15 protein-coding genes are annotated in these 15928 nt (G+C 70.2%); 9 read left to right on the top strand and 6 right to left on the bottom strand.

What is annotated here, in order from left to right; translation table 11 throughout:
* Window positions 1-33: 33 nt before the first annotated feature.
* From K318_RS0116855 to K318_RS0116835, 5 genes are all read left to right on the top strand, one after another.
* Window positions 34-285 carry a hypothetical protein gene (locus tag K318_RS0116855; protein WP_029090352.1) on the top strand — a complete coding sequence of 84 codons (252 nt, stop codon included), beginning with the start codon at window positions 34-36 and terminating at the stop codon, window positions 283-285.
* Window positions 254-592 carry a histone-like nucleoid-structuring protein Lsr2 gene (locus tag K318_RS0116850; RefSeq protein WP_029090351.1) on the top strand — a complete coding sequence of 113 codons (339 nt, stop codon included), beginning with the start codon at window positions 254-256 and terminating at the stop codon, window positions 590-592. Before K318_RS0116855 ends, K318_RS0116850 begins: the two co-directional genes overlap by 32 nt.
* Before the next feature lie 193 nt (window positions 593-785).
* Window positions 786-3398, top strand: a complete 2613-nt coding sequence (locus tag K318_RS0116845; RefSeq protein ID WP_029090350.1) for an ATP-dependent Clp protease ATP-binding subunit — start codon at window positions 786-788, stop codon at window positions 3396-3398.
* Window positions 3399-3792: 394 nt separating this feature from the next.
* A complete protein-coding gene (locus tag K318_RS0116840; RefSeq protein WP_084500359.1) occupies window positions 3793-4359 on the top strand; it encodes an amino-acid N-acetyltransferase in 567 nt (188 codons plus the stop codon).
* A 199-nt stretch (window positions 4360-4558) separates the two neighbouring features.
* Window positions 4559-5830, top strand: coding sequence for a type 2 periplasmic-binding domain-containing protein (locus K318_RS0116835; RefSeq protein ID WP_029090348.1), 1272 nt, complete (start codon window positions 4559-4561; stop codon window positions 5828-5830).
* Between the two features lie 53 nt (window positions 5831-5883).
* Here the strand turns inward: K318_RS0116835 and K318_RS23995 are convergent, their stop codons facing one another.
* Entirely contained in the window at window positions 5884-7695 is a 1812-nt protein-coding gene (locus K318_RS23995) for an ATP-binding cassette domain-containing protein (protein ID WP_051298144.1), read from the bottom strand.
* Entirely contained in the window at window positions 7695-9017 is a 1323-nt protein-coding gene (locus tag K318_RS0116825) for an ABC transporter permease (protein WP_029090347.1), read from the bottom strand. Before K318_RS0116825 ends, K318_RS23995 begins: the two co-directional genes overlap by 1 nt.
* A gap of 131 nt (window positions 9018-9148) precedes the next feature.
* Between K318_RS0116825 and K318_RS0116820 the strand changes: the two genes are divergently transcribed.
* Together K318_RS0116820 and K318_RS0116815 are read left to right on the top strand one after the other, a co-directional pair.
* Complete coding sequence (locus K318_RS0116820) at window positions 9149-9805, top strand: TetR/AcrR family transcriptional regulator (protein WP_029090346.1); 657 nt, start codon at window positions 9149-9151, stop codon at window positions 9803-9805.
* 121 nt (window positions 9806-9926) lie between these two features.
* The gene (locus tag K318_RS0116815) at window positions 9927-10493 is read left to right on the top strand and encodes a dihydrofolate reductase family protein (protein WP_029090345.1); all 567 of its coding nucleotides are present in this window, start codon (window positions 9927-9929) and stop codon (window positions 10491-10493) included.
* A 17-nt stretch (window positions 10494-10510) separates the two neighbouring features.
* On the opposite strand, the gene udk is transcribed toward K318_RS0116815, so the two are convergent.
* Both udk and K318_RS0116805 read right to left on the bottom strand, forming a co-directional pair.
* Window positions 10511-11119: a uridine kinase gene (udk, locus tag K318_RS0116810; RefSeq protein WP_029090344.1), complete on the bottom strand. Its 609-nt coding sequence runs from the start codon at window positions 11117-11119 to the stop codon at window positions 10511-10513.
* Between the two features lie 108 nt (window positions 11120-11227).
* Window positions 11228-12304 carry an HhH-GPD family protein gene (locus tag K318_RS0116805; RefSeq protein ID WP_029090343.1) on the bottom strand — a complete coding sequence of 359 codons (1077 nt, stop codon included), beginning with the start codon at window positions 12302-12304 and terminating at the stop codon, window positions 11228-11230.
* 162 nt (window positions 12305-12466) lie between these two features.
* On the opposite strand from K318_RS0116805, the gene K318_RS0116800 reads away from it, so the two are divergent.
* Window positions 12467-13147, top strand: coding sequence for a hypothetical protein (locus K318_RS0116800; RefSeq protein ID WP_029090342.1), 681 nt, complete (start codon window positions 12467-12469; stop codon window positions 13145-13147).
* Between the two features lie 103 nt (window positions 13148-13250).
* Here the strand turns inward: K318_RS0116800 and K318_RS22780 are convergent, their stop codons facing one another.
* A complete protein-coding gene (locus K318_RS22780; RefSeq protein WP_051298143.1) occupies window positions 13251-13778 on the bottom strand; it encodes a pyrimidine dimer DNA glycosylase/endonuclease V in 528 nt (175 codons plus the stop codon).
* A gap of 33 nt (window positions 13779-13811) precedes the next feature.
* Window positions 13812-15188, bottom strand: a complete 1377-nt coding sequence (gene radA, locus K318_RS22775) for a DNA repair protein RadA (protein WP_051298238.1) — start codon at window positions 15186-15188, stop codon at window positions 13812-13814.
* Window positions 15189-15291: 103 nt separating this feature from the next.
* On the opposite strand from radA, the gene K318_RS0116785 reads away from it, so the two are divergent.
* Window positions 15292-15879, top strand: coding sequence for a hypothetical protein (locus K318_RS0116785; protein ID WP_051298142.1), 588 nt, complete (start codon window positions 15292-15294; stop codon window positions 15877-15879).
* Window positions 15880-15928: the final 49 nt, after the last annotated feature.

The raw sequence follows: 15928 nt of genomic DNA, 5'->3' as shown, positions 1-15928 counted from the left end.
TTCGGCTGTGAAATCGACTGACGACAAGGTAGTGTGATCGTGGAGTACATAAAGGTTCTGCTTCCCTCCATCTGCGTCGGCCTGCTGTTCTGGTACGTAATGCGGGGCATCCTCCGTTCGGATTCCACCGAACGGGATGAGATGGAGAAGTACTACCGGCAGCTCGACAGGCAGAAGGCTGAGGAAGAAGCCGAGGCGCATGGGAATGCGCCGGAAGAGCCTGTCCACCACGACGAACAGGAGAGTGCGCGCAATGGCACGCGAGATGAAGGTCGTCCTGACTGACGATATCGACGGCTCGGAAGCGGCGGAGACGGTCCGGTTCGGAATCGATCAGGGCACATACGAGATCGAGCTGTCCTCGGAGAATGCGGAGAAGCTGCGCGCGGCGCTGGCTCCCTACATCTCGAAGGGCCGCAGGGTCGCCGCGAGCAGCCGGCCCGCGCGCGCCCGTCGCAGCACTCCCTCGGCGGGCTCGAACAATGTGAATGCGAAGATCCGCGAATGGGCCAAGGAGAACGGCATCGAGGTCTCCGAGCGCGGCCGCATCGCGCAGAGCGTCATCGACGCCTACCACCAGGCGCACGCCTGAGAGCACCCGGTCGTCACGGCTGCGATGCCCCGGAGGGAGAGGATCCCTCCGGGGCATCGCCGTGTCCGGTCTCGGCCTCGGCGGCTGCGTGAATCCGCTCCTGGCGAACACGTTTCGGCTCACGGCGAACACTGCAATACACGCGCGGACCACGTGGTTACAGTGCTAGGAATCAGACCACGAGGAGGGCCACATGTTCGAAAGGTTCACCGACCGAGCCCGACGCGTCGTCGTGCTCGCACAGGAGGAGGCCAAGCTCCTCAAGCACAACTACATCGGCACGGAGCACATCCTGCTGGGACTCATCCACGAGGGTGAGGGCGTCGCCGCGAAGGCCCTCGAGGGCATGGGCGTGTCGCTGGACCAGGTGCGCGCGCAGGTCACGGAGATCATCGGCGAGGGCCAGCAGGCTCCGTCCGGGCACATCCCCTTCACCCCGCGCGCCAAGAAGGTCCTCGAGCTCAGCCTGCGCGAGGCGCTGCAGCTGGGCCACAGCTACATCGGCACCGAGCACATCCTGCTCGGCCTCATCCGCGAGGGCGAGGGCGTGGCCGCGCAGGTGCTCGTCAAGCTCGGTGCCGACCTGGCGCGCGTGCGGCAGGAGGTCATCAAGCTGCTCTCCGGCTACCAGGGCAAGGAGCCGGCATCGACGGGCGCCCGTGAGGAGGGCACGCCCTCGGGCTCGCTCGTCCTCGACCAGTTCGGGCGCAACCTCACCGCCGCCGCGCGCGAGGGCAAGCTCGATCCCGTCGTGGGCCGCGAGCTGCAGATGCAGCGCGTCATGCAGATCCTCTCGCGCCGGACCAAGAACAACCCCGTCCTCATCGGCGAGCCCGGTGTGGGCAAGACCAGCGTGGTCGAGGGGCTGGCACAGGCCATCGTCAACGGCGATGTGCCGGAGCCGCTGCAGGACAAGCAGCTCTACACCCTGGACCTCGGCTCGCTCGTGGCCGGTTCGCGCTACCGCGGCGATTTCGAGGAGCGCCTGAAGAAGGTGCTCAAGGAGATCCGCACGCGCGGCGACATCATCCTCTTCATCGACGAGATCCACACCCTCGTGGGCGCCGGTGCGGCGGAGGGCGCGATCGATGCGGCGAGCATCCTCAAGCCCATGCTGGCCCGCGGCGAGCTCCAGACGATCGGCGCCACGACGCTGGACGAGTACCGCAAGAACATCGAGAAGGACGCCGCACTCGAGCGCCGGTTCCAGCCCATCCAGGTGCCGGAGCCCACGCTCGCGGACGCGATCCTCATCATGAAGGGACTGCGCGACAAGTACGAATCGCACCACAGGGTGACGATCACGGACGGTGCGCTGGCCGCGGCGGTCAACCTCTCCGACCGCTACGTCAACGACCGCTTCCTCCCGGACAAGGCGATCGACCTGATCGACGAGGCCGGTGCGAAGCTGCGCATCACGCGGATGTCCGCCCCGCCGGAGCTCAAGGAGCTCGAGGACGAGATCCTCGCCGCGCGCCGCCGCAAGGAGGCCGCGATCGACGCGCAGGACTTCAGCCTCGCGCAGTCGGAGCGCGATGCGGAGATGGCTCTGAACAAGCAGAAGGAGGAGAAGGAGAAGCGCTGGAAGTCCGGCGACCGCGGTGCGGCCGTCGTGGACGAGGAGCTCATCGCCGAGGTGCTCGGCGATGCCACCGGCATCCCCGTCTTCAAGCTCACGGAGGAGGAGTCGGCCCGTCTGCTCCGCATGGAGGACGAGCTGCACAAGCGGATCATCGGCCAGGACGATGCGATCAAGTCCGTCTCCCGGGCGATCCGCCGTACGCGCGCCGGCCTCAAGGATCCCAAGCGGCCCTCGGGCTCGTTCATCTTCGCCGGCCCCACCGGCGTGGGCAAGACCGAGCTCGCGAAGGCTCTGGCGGAGTTCCTGTTCGGCGACGAGAACTCGCTCATCAGCCTGGACATGTCCGAGTACGCGGAGAAGCACACCGTCTCCCGCCTGTTCGGCTCGCCCCCGGGCTATGTGGGCTACGAGGAGGGCGGCCAGCTCACGGAGAAGGTCCGCCGCAAGCCGTTCTCCGTGGTCCTGTTCGACGAGGTGGAGAAGGCCCACCAGGACATCTTCAACTCGCTGCTGCAGATCCTCGAGGACGGGCGCCTCACGGATTCGCAGGGTCGTGAGGTGGACTTCAAGAACACCATCATCATCATGACCACGAACCTGGGCACCAAGGACATCGCCAAGGGGCAGCAGATCGGCTTCCAGGTCGAGGGCGATCCCACGACGGACTATTCGCGGATGAAGGCGCGCGTGAACGAGGAGCTCAAGCAGCACTTCCGCCCCGAGTTCCTCAACCGCGTGGACGACACCATCGTGTTCCCGCAGCTGGACAAGAACGAGATCCTCCAGATCGTCGATCTCTTCATCGCCCGTCTCGACAAGCGCCTGGCGGACCAGGGCATGAGCGTCGAGCTCACCCAGGCGGCCAAGGATCTGCTCGCGGAGCGCGGCTACGACCCGGTGCTGGGTGCGCGTCCGCTGCGCCGGACCATCCAGCATGAGATCGAGGACCAGCTCTCCGAGCGGATCCTGTTCGACGAGCTGCACTCCGGCCAGAGGGTCTACGTGGACGTCGAGGGCGAGGGGCTGGACCAGACCTTCACCTTCCGCGGCGAGGAGGACCCGCGCGGGCTGGCGCGCATGAGCGAAGGCGACGGCGAGGACTCCGAGGGCGGCACGGGCGCGTTCCCGGAAGCCAGCGGTGCCAACGCCGTGGCGAGCGCACCCGTGGGCGGACCCGGTGGAGCTGAGGCTCACGCCGTCGCGGAGGCCACCGAGTCGGAGTGAGGCTGAGGGCCCGGGTGCGGCGTGAGGCCGGCTCGGCCCCGCAGTCCAGACTGGCGCGGCCGGGAGTCGGCGCGCTCCCCGCATGAGCGGGGATCACCCCAGCGACACGTCAGCCCTGCCGAGGGGCGGAGCCCGGGTGGGCGAGGAGCATTCCTCGCCCACCCGGGCTCTCGTCGTCTGCGCGCGCTCATGTGCCTGCCCCTCAGCGCCGCACGCGCACCTGCGCTCCGTTCCTCTGCGCTGTGGTCTGCCGTGCGAACGCGTAAGCGGCGATTTCGCGTTCGCACGGCAGACCACAGCGGGGGCGGCAGACGACGATGCGCGCACGGCAGGCCACAGCGGCCGGTTCGCACTCGCTTTCGCGCAGGAGAACGTGCGGGTGTTGAATGGGGGAATGCCCTTCGCAGACGAACTGATCAGCGCCCAGTACCGTTCCCACGAGCTTCCCGGCGGTCTCGTGCTGCGCCGCGCGCGTGCGACCGACGTCCCCGCGCTCGTCGAGCTTCTGGCGCCGATGGTCGAGCAGCGCATCCTGGTCGCGAAGGAGCGGGTGGACTACTACGAGGCGATCCACGAGTTCTGGCTCGTCGTCGAACCGCAGTCCGACGGCACCGAGGTGCTGGCCGGCTGTGCTGCCTGCCACGTCATCTGGGCCGACACCGCCGAGGCCCGCACCATCGCGACGAATCAGGCCTACCGGGGCCGGGGGATCGGACGGATCCTCGTCGAGCAGGTGCTCGCGGACGCACGTGCGCAGGGCGTGCAGCAGGTCTTCTGCCTCACCTTCGAGACGGACTTCTTCACCGCTCTGGGCTTCGAGGTCATCGACGGCACCCCCGTCTCGCAGGAGGCCTACTCCGAGATCCTGCGCTCACGCGACGAGGGCACGGCGGAGTTCCTGGACCTCTCCAGGGTCAAGCCCAACACCCTGGGCAACACCCGCATGCTCCGGCGGCTGTGACCGGGCGCCGTGACCAGGAGGCGGTAGCCCTGCGGCACCGACGCCGAGGTTGTGACCTGAGCAGCTCTGACCTGCGGTTTCATGCCCTGCGGTCTTGACAGGAAGTGAGAGGCATCACAGGATGGGGGTAGTCGGCAGCGACTGATCAGGCGTTCGACCAGGAGCGTGCGCTGCCCGGTACCCCGAAGGAGAGCCGACGATGACGTCGAGAGCCGTGCACTTCCTTGCCGCCGCAGCACCCCTCATGCTGCTGCTGTCCGCCTGCGGAGGCAGCGTGGGCGGAGCCGGAGGGGGCGGGAGCGAGGACGCCGGGTTCGCGTTCGGCGCCGCGCAGGAGGAGGTCGATGCCGCTGTCGCAGACCTCGATCCGGTCACCCTGACCATCCAGCCGTACGCGGCCTCGCCGGATGCGGCCGCCGCAGTGGCGGAGAAGTCCTTCATGGAGGCTGTCGAGGAGCGGTCGGGCGGGAAGATCAGCTTCGACGTGGCATGGGGCCAGTCGATCGCGGGGTACCCGGAAGTCGACGATGCGCTCGCCGACGGACGCCTCGACATCGCCTACACCGTTCCTGTGTACTTCGTCGCCGAGTATCCGCGGCTGGACGCCTACAACAAGCTGAGCCAGTACGTTCCCGCCGGCCCGCTGACCGGTGAGGCTGCGATCCAGGCGCAGATGAGCGAGGCCGGCTGGAACGACCCGGCGCTGCTCGAGGAGTACTCCTCGAAGGGCCTGGTCCCGCTCAACCCCCTCGTCACCTCGGGCAACTACTGGACGGCATGCGGCAGTGAGGGCACGGCGCTGTCGGACTGGAGCGGGCGGCAGATCAGGATCGGCGGTTCGGTGCAGACGCCCATCTCGCAGAGCCTGGGTGCGAGCCCGGTCTCGATGGAATACGGCGAGGCGTTCGAGGCGCTGCAGCGCAGCACGGTCGACTGCATCTTCGTGCAGGGCATGGTGGCCGGATCGACGGGGCTGCTGGAGGCCGCGCCACAGGTGTCGACGCTGGGCGAGGAGCGCTTCACGGGGGCCGTCACGGCCGGGCACGTGGCCGGCTCGAGCTTCGCCTCGCTGCCCCTGGCCTATCAGCAGATCATCTTCGATGCGGCGGGCATCGACTGGATGCACGGGGTGACCTCCGCGATCCTCGGCTCGAGCGCCGATGCGGTGGCCGATGTGCGAGCTGCCGGGGGTGAGTTCACGGAGATGGATCCCGAGGCCGCCGAGGCGATCCTCACCACCCAGCAGGAGATCGCGGACCAGCTCGTCGCGGACGGCACGGTCGAGGAGGATGTGCGGGAGGGCCTGGTGGAGAGCGGCGTGCGCTGGAGCGAGCGTGTGCTGGAACTCGGGTACGAGGACGGAGGAGACCTCGCCGCGCTCGACGAGTGGTACGAGGCCGACGGAGTCGATTTCCGCCCGCTCACGGAGGAGGCCTTCAGAGCGGGAGCGCTTGCGCACCGCCCGGAGTGAGCGGAGGCCCCGGGGCGCGGCTGAGTTGGCCGCTTTCGGCGTGAGCTCGCCGCTCAGGCTCCTTCCTCCGCGCTGACGCGGCCGTTCTCGAGGGTGATCCGGCGGTCGCACTGTGCGGCCTCCTGCATGTAGTGCGTCGTGACGAGCACGCCCGCACCGGCGGCTGCATGGCCGTGGATCCGCTCCCACAGGCGCGCCCGGGCGAGCGGGTCCATGCCCGAGGTCGGCTCGTCGAGGATCAGCAGTTCGGGTGCGTGGACAGTTGCGGTGAGGTAGGCGAGTGTCCGCTGCGCGCCCAGGGGAAGATCGCGCACGGGACGCGTGCCCCACGCGCGTGCCTGTTCCAGGGCCTCGGCGGTCGGTCTGCATCGGTGGACCGAGGCGACGAAGTCGATGTTCTCCGCGGCCGAGAGCGAGGGATAGAGGCCGAGCCCTTGGGCGACGTAGCCGATCCGCCTCCGGGTCTCGGTCGAGGGCGTCTCCCCGAAGGTCTCGCAGGATCCCGCGCTGGGCTGCTCCACTCCGAGGATCTGACGGATCAGTGTGGTCTTGCCTGCACCGTTCCCGCCCAGCAGCCCCACGATCTCGCCGGCACCCAACTCGAGTGAGACGCCGTCGAGGGCAGTCACACCCCCGTAGTGCTTCACGACGTCACGTGCGCGTACGAGGGGGCGCGCGCTGACGCGCATTCCGAGTCCCGCCGACGCGGTGTCACCGTGGCTGCCTGCGCTGGCCGCGCCGGTATGGCTGTCGGCGCCGGTGCGGCTGTCTGCTCCGGTGTCCCCACCCGTTTCGCCGAGGTGACGCTCCTCCGCGAGCAGCAGCACGATGCTCGCGTTCTCGAGATCGGGACGACTGGGCGCGAACCCTGGAGGCGGAGCCGCGTCTGCCTCGGACGACCAGGCATAGCGGGTGTGTGCGCGCCGCCAGCTGATCATGTCCACTGTGCCGCGCCCGGCCTGCTCCGTGCCCTGTGTCCGGTCTGCTCCGCGGGTTCGCCTTCCGCGGCCCGCTGGGCCGGGGGCGTGATCCCGGCCTGCGCCATCTGTTGGGCCTGCGCCATCTGTTGGGCCTGCGGGATCGGCAAGGCCCGCTTCCCCGCTGCAGGGTGCCTCCCAGAGGACTCCGGGGATATCGGCGGCGACCCGCTCCGGCGGCCCGGAGGCCAGCAGTCTGCCTCCGCCCAGCAGGAACACCTGGTGCGCGCGAGCGGCCTCATCCAGATAGGTGGTCGCGAGCACGACCGTCGCACCCTCCTCCGCCGCGTCCGCGATCATGGCCCAGAGCTCTTCGCGGCTGTGGGGGTCGACGCCGGTGGTCGGCTCGTCGAGGAGCACGAGGGAGGGCCGGTGGAGAGTCGCGAGCACGAAGCCGAGCTTCCTGCGCATCCCGCCGGACAGGCGCGAGGCGATACGGCCTCGGGCGCGGTCCAGACCGGCCCGGGCCAGCAGCTCCTCTCTGCGAGAACGTGCGCTGCGATGGTCGAGGCCGTAGACCCGGGCGATGAACGCGAGATTCTCGTCCACGGAGAGGTTTCCCCAGACGCCGCCCGAGGCGGGCTGCCAGCCGATCTCGCGCGGAGCGGGCAGGGCGGTGCCGAGGGAGCCGGGCAGGGGAGTGCGCTGTCCGGGCGCGGTCGCCTCCGTGGCCCGGGTTCCCTCGCCGGTCCGCTTTCCGGCCCCCTCGACGGTGATTCGTCCGTGCCGCAGACCCACACGGCCGGCGAGCGCGCGCAGCAGCGTCGACTTCCCGGCGCCGTCGCCTCCTGCGAGGGCGGAGATCTGACCGGGGGCGAAGCTCCCGGTGAAGCCGTCGAGGGCGGTGTGCGAGCCGAAGCGCACGCTCGCGCTCTGCACGATGAGCATCAGCGCGCACCTCCCCGGGTGAGCGAGAGCCGCATGCGGAGGGTCGCGAGGCCGAAGATGAGCACGGCCATGACGGCGAGGACGCCGAACGGCAGCCACAGCGCCTCGAGGGGCGCATCGCGGAGCATGATGCCGCGGGCGATGTCGGTGAACCAGGTGAGCGGCAGGATGTAGCCGATCCAGCGCACCCCCGCGGCCATCGACTCCAACGGGAAGATCAGTCCGCTCAGCAGCACCTGGGGCAGCAGGAGCATGATCGCCATCTGGATCGCCTGACCGGTGTTCTGCGAGACGGAGGAGACGAGGACTCCCATGCCCAGCACCACGAAGAGGAACACGAACGCGGCGAGGGCGAAGACCCAGACGCTCCCGGCGAACGGCACGCCGAACAGCCAGACGCCCAGCAGCGTCACGATCACCATGTCGAGCAGCGCCAGGAGGAAATACGGCGCGATCTTGCCCAGGATGATCGAGCTGGGGGCCAGGGGCATGACCGCGAGCTGTTCGAGGGTGCCGGTCTCGCGCTCGCGGACGAGGCCGATGCTCGTGATGATCATCCCGATGAAGGTGAGGATCAGGCCGATGAGGCCGGGCACCATCACCCAGGAGGTCTCGAGGTCGGGGTTGAAGAGGACTGTGACGAACTCCTCGGGATCGAGGTCGGTCTCCGGGGCCAGCTCGGCGAGATCGGGGAGAGCGGCGGGGCCGGGCGCGTTCCCCGTGTCCGAGGCGCGCTCACCCTCCGGCCCCGGAGCCGCCTCGGCGTGGGCCTGCAGGGCGTCGATCACGGAGGCGCGGACCTGTTCGGCGCGCTGCCGCCCCTCTTCGCCTGCCAGCTGGGCGAAGGTCCGCTGTGCGGCCTGCGCGGTGAACAGGCTGCTGCCGTCCAGATAGACGTGCATCCGGTCGGTGAGGGGTGCAGGAGCGTCCGGCTCTGTGCCCGCACCGGCGCCGCTGTCTGAGCTGCCGCTGCTGCCGCCCGCCCCATCGCCGCCCGACCCATCGGCTCCCGCGGCGGGCCCGGTGCTCACCACGAGGGCCTGCACCTCGCCCTCGCGCAGCAGCCGCTCGCCGTCGGACCGGTCGAGGCCGGCATCGACCATGGCGAGGTCGAGCCCGTCCTCGGCGGCCTCGTGATCTGAGAGCTCCGCGGCCAGCGCCTCGGCCTCGGGCCCGACCACCGCCGTCTGCACGCGGTCCACGGAGAAGTTCGCGGCGTAGCCGAAGATCGTGAGCAGCAGGACGGGGAGCAGGATCAGCATCGCGAGGGTCCGCTTGTCGCGGGCGAGCTCGCGGAACTCCTTGGTGATGAGGGCTCGCATGTCTCCTCCGGGTGCGCGGAAGTGCGGAACAGGAATTCACTGTGTGATGAAATCCAGGCTAGCACGGCTTTTCATCGAGCGGTGAAATTTTCTGGGATTGCTACTCTGGGAGTCGGAGGAAAGGGGTCCCGGTGACGGAACGAGGTGCTGAGCGCACTGCTGCGGAGGCGGCGCCTCCTCCCCGGCAGGGGCGCCGGCCGGGGGAGAGCACGGCGCGGGAGGAGATCCTGCGGGCGGCCCGCGGCGAGTTCGCGGAGAAGGGCTACCCTCATGCGACGATTCGGGGGATCGCCAGGGCCGCGGGGGTCAACACCAAGCTCGTCCACTACTACTTCGGCACCAAGCAGGACCTGTTCGCGGTCTCGGTCGCGGAGGCGTTCCGGACCGAGGGCTTCCTCGAGGCCTTCGGGCGGCTCGGGTCGCCTGACCCGGGCGCCTCCCCGGGCACGGAACTCGTCCGGCGAGTGCTCACGACACTGGAGAAGACGGATCTGGGAGCTTCGTTCCTGGGGCTCGTGCGCAACATCGGCACCCACGAGGAATCGCGGCAGCTGTTCCGCCGGGTGGTCGCGGGCGAGGTCATCGGCAAGCTCGCCCCGCAGCTGTCCGGAGCCCGGCCCGAGGCGCGGGTGGCGCTGTGCGGATCGCAGGTGCTGGGGCTCGTGATGGCCCGGTACGTGCTGCAGCTTCCGCCCCTGGCCGAGCTCGCGATCGAGGACGTCGCAGAGACCGTGGGCCCCTCGCTCGACCGCTACCTCTTCGCCGATTTCTCCTGGACGGCGGGATGACGGGCGGAACCCGTGCATCGCCGGCGACGGAAGTCTCCCGGGAATCGGCACCGTTGTCACCGCCCTGCGATCGGCATAGCCTGAGGCCGCGGGAGCTGTCAGCGGTCGAAGGGGGCCAACCATGGGAGAACTCGTCGTCTGGAACGTCATGACGCTCGACGGGCGGTTCGAGGGGCCAGAGAAGTGGGACCTGGCCTTCCACGAGCACATCTGGGGAGAGGACCTGCGCCAGCTGAGCCTGGGCTTCGGTGAGAGCCTGGGCCTGCTGGTCTTCGGCCGCGTCACGTATGAGGGCATGGCCGCGCACTGGTCTTCGGACGAGGACGACCCGGAGATCGCCGCCTACATGAACGGCGCCCCCAAGCTCGTTGCCTCACGCACGCTCACCTCCGCCGCGTGGGAGAACACCGAGGTGACCGCGGACATCGTCGGCGAGCTGCGCCGGCGCAAGCGGGAGCTGGACCGGCCGATCTACGTCTTCGGCAGCGCCGCGCTCACGGAATCCCTGCTCGCCGCGGGGCTCGTGGATGAGCTGCTCGTGGGCATCGCCCCGGCGCTCATGGGGGAGGGGACACCGCTGTTCAGTTCCGCCGGAGGCCTCAGACCGCTCACGCTGCGGGAGTGCCGTGCGCTCGACAGCGGCGGGGTGCTGCTGCGCTACGGCGTGCCGTGGGCAGAGAGGGAATGAGGTGCTGACCGCTCCGCTCAGAACTCGCGGCGGATGCGGTGGACGATCATGTCGAGGGCCACGGTGTTGTGCCCGCCCTCCGGGACGATGAGGTCCGCGCGGCGCTTGGACGGCTCCACGTAGAGCTCGTGCATCGGCTTGACGGTCTCGAGGTACTGGGCCTCGACCGATTCCAGGGAGCGGCCGCGCTCCACGACGTCGCGGCGGATGCGGCGGAGGATGCGCACATCGGCGTCCGTATCGACGAAGAGGCGGATGTCGAGCAGCTCGCACAGCCTCGGCTCCGCGAAGAGCAGGATCCCCTCGACGACGATCACCGGCGCGGGAGACACGGTGAGCGTCTCCTCGGCCCGGTTGTGCTGGGTGAAGTCGTAGACGGGGCAGTCGATGGGCACCCCGGCCTTGAGCTGCCGGACCTGCTCGACCATGAGGTCGATGTCGAAGGCCTCAGGTGCGTCGTAGTTGAGCCGCTCGCGCTCGGAGAAGGCCAGATGGTCATTGCGCCTGTAGTAGTTGTCCTGGAACAGGACGGTGGCCCCGTTCCCGAACTCCTCCAGCAGCGCCCGCGTCAGCGTCGTCTTCCCGCTGCCGGAACCGCCGGCCACCCCTACCGCAAGAGCTCCCACATCGTCCTCCGTGCACCTCGCCTGCTCCGCCGTCGCCCCATCCTAGTGGGCCGCGCCCCGAGTCCTCAGCGCTCGGACCGCAGGCGGGATCGGGCGCGGAGTGCCGGCTCACACCGGCAGGTGCAGTGCGCCGTCCGTCCGCTGTGCGAGGCCGTCGGCGACCAGGTCCGCGATGAGGCGCGAGGTGCGCTCGCCCCCGGCATCGAGCTCGCGGACCGCAAGCACCGCCGCGCGCACCGGTGCGGGGAGAGCGTCGAGGAATTCGGCCTCGGCGGCGGAGAGGGCCGAGGCGGGGGATTCGAGCAGGCGGACGGGCACCGCCGCGGCTCCGCTGCCGCCCGCGTGCTCGGAGGACGCCTCCGCTGCCACGGCCGAGGCTGCAACCGCGCCCGAGGCGGCGCTCGCCTCCCGCAGGCTGCGCATGATCGCGCCCCGCAGCTGCCGATCCGTGCCCGCCCAGGCCTGCGTCCGCTTCACCGAGGTGGGATGGGCCGGCTTCCCCGCACTCCGCCACGCGCACATCTGGGCGAGCGGGCATTCCTCGCACGAGGGATTCCGGGCTGTGCACACGAGCGCGCCCAGCTCCATGAGCCCGGCGTTCCACTCGACGTGCTCGCGGGCGGGGACGAGGGTCTCGGCCCATGCGCGCTCCCGCTTGGAGACGGACGAAGGACGGTGCTCGAGTCCCGCAACGGCACGACCCAGCACTCTGCGGACGTTCACGTCCAGCACCGTCGTGCGCTGCCGGTGCGCGAAGCTCGTGACGGCGGCCGCGGTGTAGTCGCCCACGCCGGGCAGCGCCCTGAGCTCCTCCTCGGTCTCCGGCACGCGATCGCCGTGGCGCTCCGCGATGGCCCGGGCCGTCTCCTGGAGGCGCAGTGCGCGCCGCGGGTAGCCGAGCGTGTCCCAGGCGATGAGCACGTCCGCGGAGGGCGCCTCGGCGAGATCGGAGGGGCGGGGCCAGCGGCCCATCCATTCCCGCCAGCGCGGCAGCACCCGCACGACGGGCGTCTGCTGGCTCATCACCTCGCACACGAGGATCGACCAGGGAGAGGCCTCGGGCTCCCGCCACGGCAGAGCGCGGGCGCTGTCCCGGTACCAGCCGATGACTGCCGCGTGCATGTGCGCCAGCTGTCCGGGGCGGACGGGCGGGAACGGCTCGGAGGCTTCGGTGCGGTGTGTCATCCGGTCCTTCTCGTACGGTGCCGCGTAGGCTCGTGTGCGATGAGCAGCGACAGACGTGGTAACCCCCGACAGGTGGCGAAAGGGCGAGGGCCCGCGCCGTCTCCGCATGCCCGGGGACCGCAGTATTCTACCGCTGCCTCCCGCGATGCGGCCCGCCGGGCGATGTACCGCAGACGCCGGATCACGGTGCTCGTCCTCGCGCTGGTGGTGATCGTCCTGCTGGTGGTCGGCATCACGCTGATGGTGAAGGCGGTCGGCAAGGTCCGGGCGGAAGCCGCCCAGCCCGATCCCGTCGAGGAGGTCGCCGAGCCCCAGGCACCGGGACCCGAGGGCGATGCGGCCTCCGGCAGCTGCCCCGCGGGCGGTGTGGCGCTCAAGGGCGATGTGAACGCCGAGGAGTATCCCAAGGGCGAGCAGCCCGAATTCACCATCGAGGTGCAGAACACGCACTCGGCCGACTGCCTCATCGACGTGGGCACCGAGCAGCAGGAGTTCCTGGTCCGCCACGAGGGGGACACTGTGTGGTCCTCCCGCTACTGCCGGAACGAGGAGGGCGACAGGGAGACGGCGGAGAACCGCATCGTCTTCCCCGCCCAGGAGTCCAAGAAGACCACCCTCGTCTGGAACCGCATCCCCGTGGACGACTCCTGCCACCAGGCGGGGGAGGACTTCGCGGCAGGGGAGTACGAGCTGGTCGTGAAGCTCGGCGACATCGAGAGCGATCCGGTGCCGTTCACCCTCAGGGCCGGCGAGGACGAGGCCGAGGAGACGGGGGAGCCCACCGAGGATCCCAGCGAACAGGCCCAGTCGCCCACCGAGGAGCCGACCGGCTCAGGCGAGTGAGCGGCTCGCATCATGCGCTCGGCACGGTGTCGTCTGACACGGCACCGCCTGGCACGGTGCCTTAGGCCGGCATCACGTCCCGGGGGCTGAGCGTTTCGGGGGCTCAGCGTCCCGGACCGTCAGGGGCCTGCTCGCTCGGGGGAGCCGAACGCACCTCCCACGGCTCGATCCCTCCGGGGACCACGGTGAACAGGGGGTGCGGACGCAGGGCGGGCTCACAGGTGTCCGTGCTGTTGCCCGCCGTCCCGCCCGCGTCCTCGACGGGTATGGGCAGCCGGGGGAGCCAGTCGGGGGCTCGCCGTTCGACCTTGGCGCGCAGGTGCGCGAGTTCGTGCTCCAGCTGCCCCTGCTTCACGGTCATCCCCTCCGCATCCTCCGGCTCGCAGGGATGCAGGACGAGGGTGGTGTCGAACCTGTAGCCGCGCGAGGTCGCCTCCCGTCGCAGGCCCGTGAGATAGGCGCCGACGGCACTGAGCGGCACGGGGTGCGCACGGAAGCGCACGAGCTGCGGGTGCCGGGTGTAGCCGCGAGTGCCCCCGTTCAGGACCTTCTGGGCCAGCAGCGTCTCCCGCCAGCAGGCCACGAGGGCGGCGCGGTCGAGGATCGCTGGGTCAAGGCTCCACAGGCGCATGAGCCGATGATCGCACAGCGGCGACCCGGCCGATCACTCCCCGCTCTCCTCCTCCTTCTTCACCGCGATCGGCAGGCCGGCCGTCTCCACGGCCTCGAGCAGGGTCTCCACCTCCCTCACGCGCATCCCGGGTGGGGCGGGCACGGTGTCGAGCGAACCGCGGGCGACGATGGCGTTCGTGATGCCCTGCCGTGCGGCCTCCGCCAGCCGCTGGCTCACCCCCGGCACCTGCCTGATCTCACCGGAGAGGCTGATCTCGCCCACCGCGACGAGGCGGGAGTACAGGGGCTTGTGCACGACCGCCGAGGCCGTCGCGAGTGCGATCGCGAGATCGGAGGCAGGTTCGGAGATGCGCATGCCGCCCACCGTCGCGGCGAACACGTCCACCTCGCCCGTCCGATACAGGGGAGAGAGCACCGCCAAGAGCATCGCGACGCGGTTGGAGTCGAGATCGCTCACGGTGCGGCGCGGATTGCCGTTGGCCTTGTCCACGAGCGCCTGCACCTCGATGAGCATGGGCCGCCTGCCCTCCAGGGCGACGGTGAGGCAGGAGCCCGGCGCCTTGGTGGTCGAGCGGGAGAGGAACAGGCCGGAGGGGTCCGGCAGGGACTCGATGCCCTGCTCCGTCATGTCGAAGCAGCCCACCTCATCCGTGGGGCCGTAGCGGTTCTTCACGGCGCGCAGCATGCGCAGGCGGGAATGGCGCTCGCCCTCGAACGAGCACACCACGTCCACGAGGTGCTCGAGCAGCCGGGGGCCGGCCACCGAACCGTCCTTCGTCACATGGCCCACCAGCACGGTGGGGATGGCATGGTCCTTGGCGGCGCGGATGACGGCGGCGGCGACCTCGCGCACCTGGGCCACCCCGCCCGGGGCACCGTCCACGTCGGCAGAGGCCAAGGTCTGGACCGAGTCGATGATGAGCAGGTCCGGCTTCACCTGGTCGATGGTGCCGAGCACGATCCCCAGGTCCGTCTCCGCGGTGAGGTAGAGGGTGTCGCAGAGGGCGTCGACGCGCTCCGCCCGCAGCCGCACCTGCGCGGCCGATTCCTCGCCCGTGACGTAGAGGACGGTCGCCCCCTGTCGCGCGGTCCAGGAGCCCACTTCGATGAGGAGGGTCGACTTGCCCACGCCCGGCTCACCGGCCAGGAGCACGACCGCACCCGGCACCAGACCGCCGCCGAGCACCCGGTCGAACTCCGGGATGTGAGTGGAGCGGGCCTCGGCCAGCGTCCTGTCGACCTCGGTGATGGGGGTGGCCCCCGTGCCCTGGGCCGCGGGCTTGGCCTGCGTGCGCACGGTCCGGTGCGCGGGCACGGACTCCTCGATGGTGCCCCACTCCCGGCACTGCGGGCAGCGGCCCAGCCATTTGGCCGTCCTGTAGCCGCATGACGTGCACTCGTACTGCATGGTCGACATGGGCTCAGTCTGGCACGGGGCACGGACACAGCGGTTCCGGACGCTGTGCCCCTTGTTCCTGCAGCGAGATCCGCCGCGCCGCTACGCTGGGGACATGGCAGAGAACACGAACGGGTCCGCGGGCGTGCCGGAGCGGGCGCGGGCCATCGAGACGGCCACCGGGCTGCCGTGGCGGACCCTCGTCGAGGCGTTCGAGGCCGCGGGCGGCGAAGCGCTCACGCACGGCGAGCTCGCGGAGGCGATCCACCCGGTCATCGCAGGGCACATCGACAACGCCGGCTGGTGGGCGCAGGGAGCGACGGTCGCCTACGAGCAGCAGATCGGCCGCCGCGTCGTGGGCCAGTCCAGCCGCGGGGACTTCCAGGTGAGCGTCTCCCGGACGCTGCCCGTGGGCGCCTCGGGCAGGCCTGGCCTGCGCGAAGCCGCGGGCGAGGCGGTGACGGCGGCGGGGAGCTTCGGCGGAATCGCGCTGGAGGGCGAGCCGCGGACCTCGGACACCCCCAAGCGCCTGTACTGGCGCTGCGGCCTGGCGGACGGAGCGAAGCTGCAGGTCTCCGCCGAGGCGAAGACGGGCCCCGGGGAGGAACGCACACTCGTGACGCTGACGGTGACCGGCCTGATCTCGGAAGAGCAGCGGGAGGCCGTGCGCGCGGACCTCAAGGCGGTGCTGACCGGGCTCTGAGCGGCAGCGCCACGCCGTGAAAGCGTGGCGCTGCCGTCCTGGAAGCTCG

The sequence above is a fragment of the Brevibacterium album DSM 18261 genome (assembly GCF_000426445.1).
In the GTDB taxonomy this organism is placed as follows: Bacteria; Actinomycetota; Actinomycetes; order Actinomycetales; family Brevibacteriaceae; genus Brevibacterium; species Brevibacterium album.
This window is presented reverse-complemented; position numbering and strand designations above follow the sequence as displayed.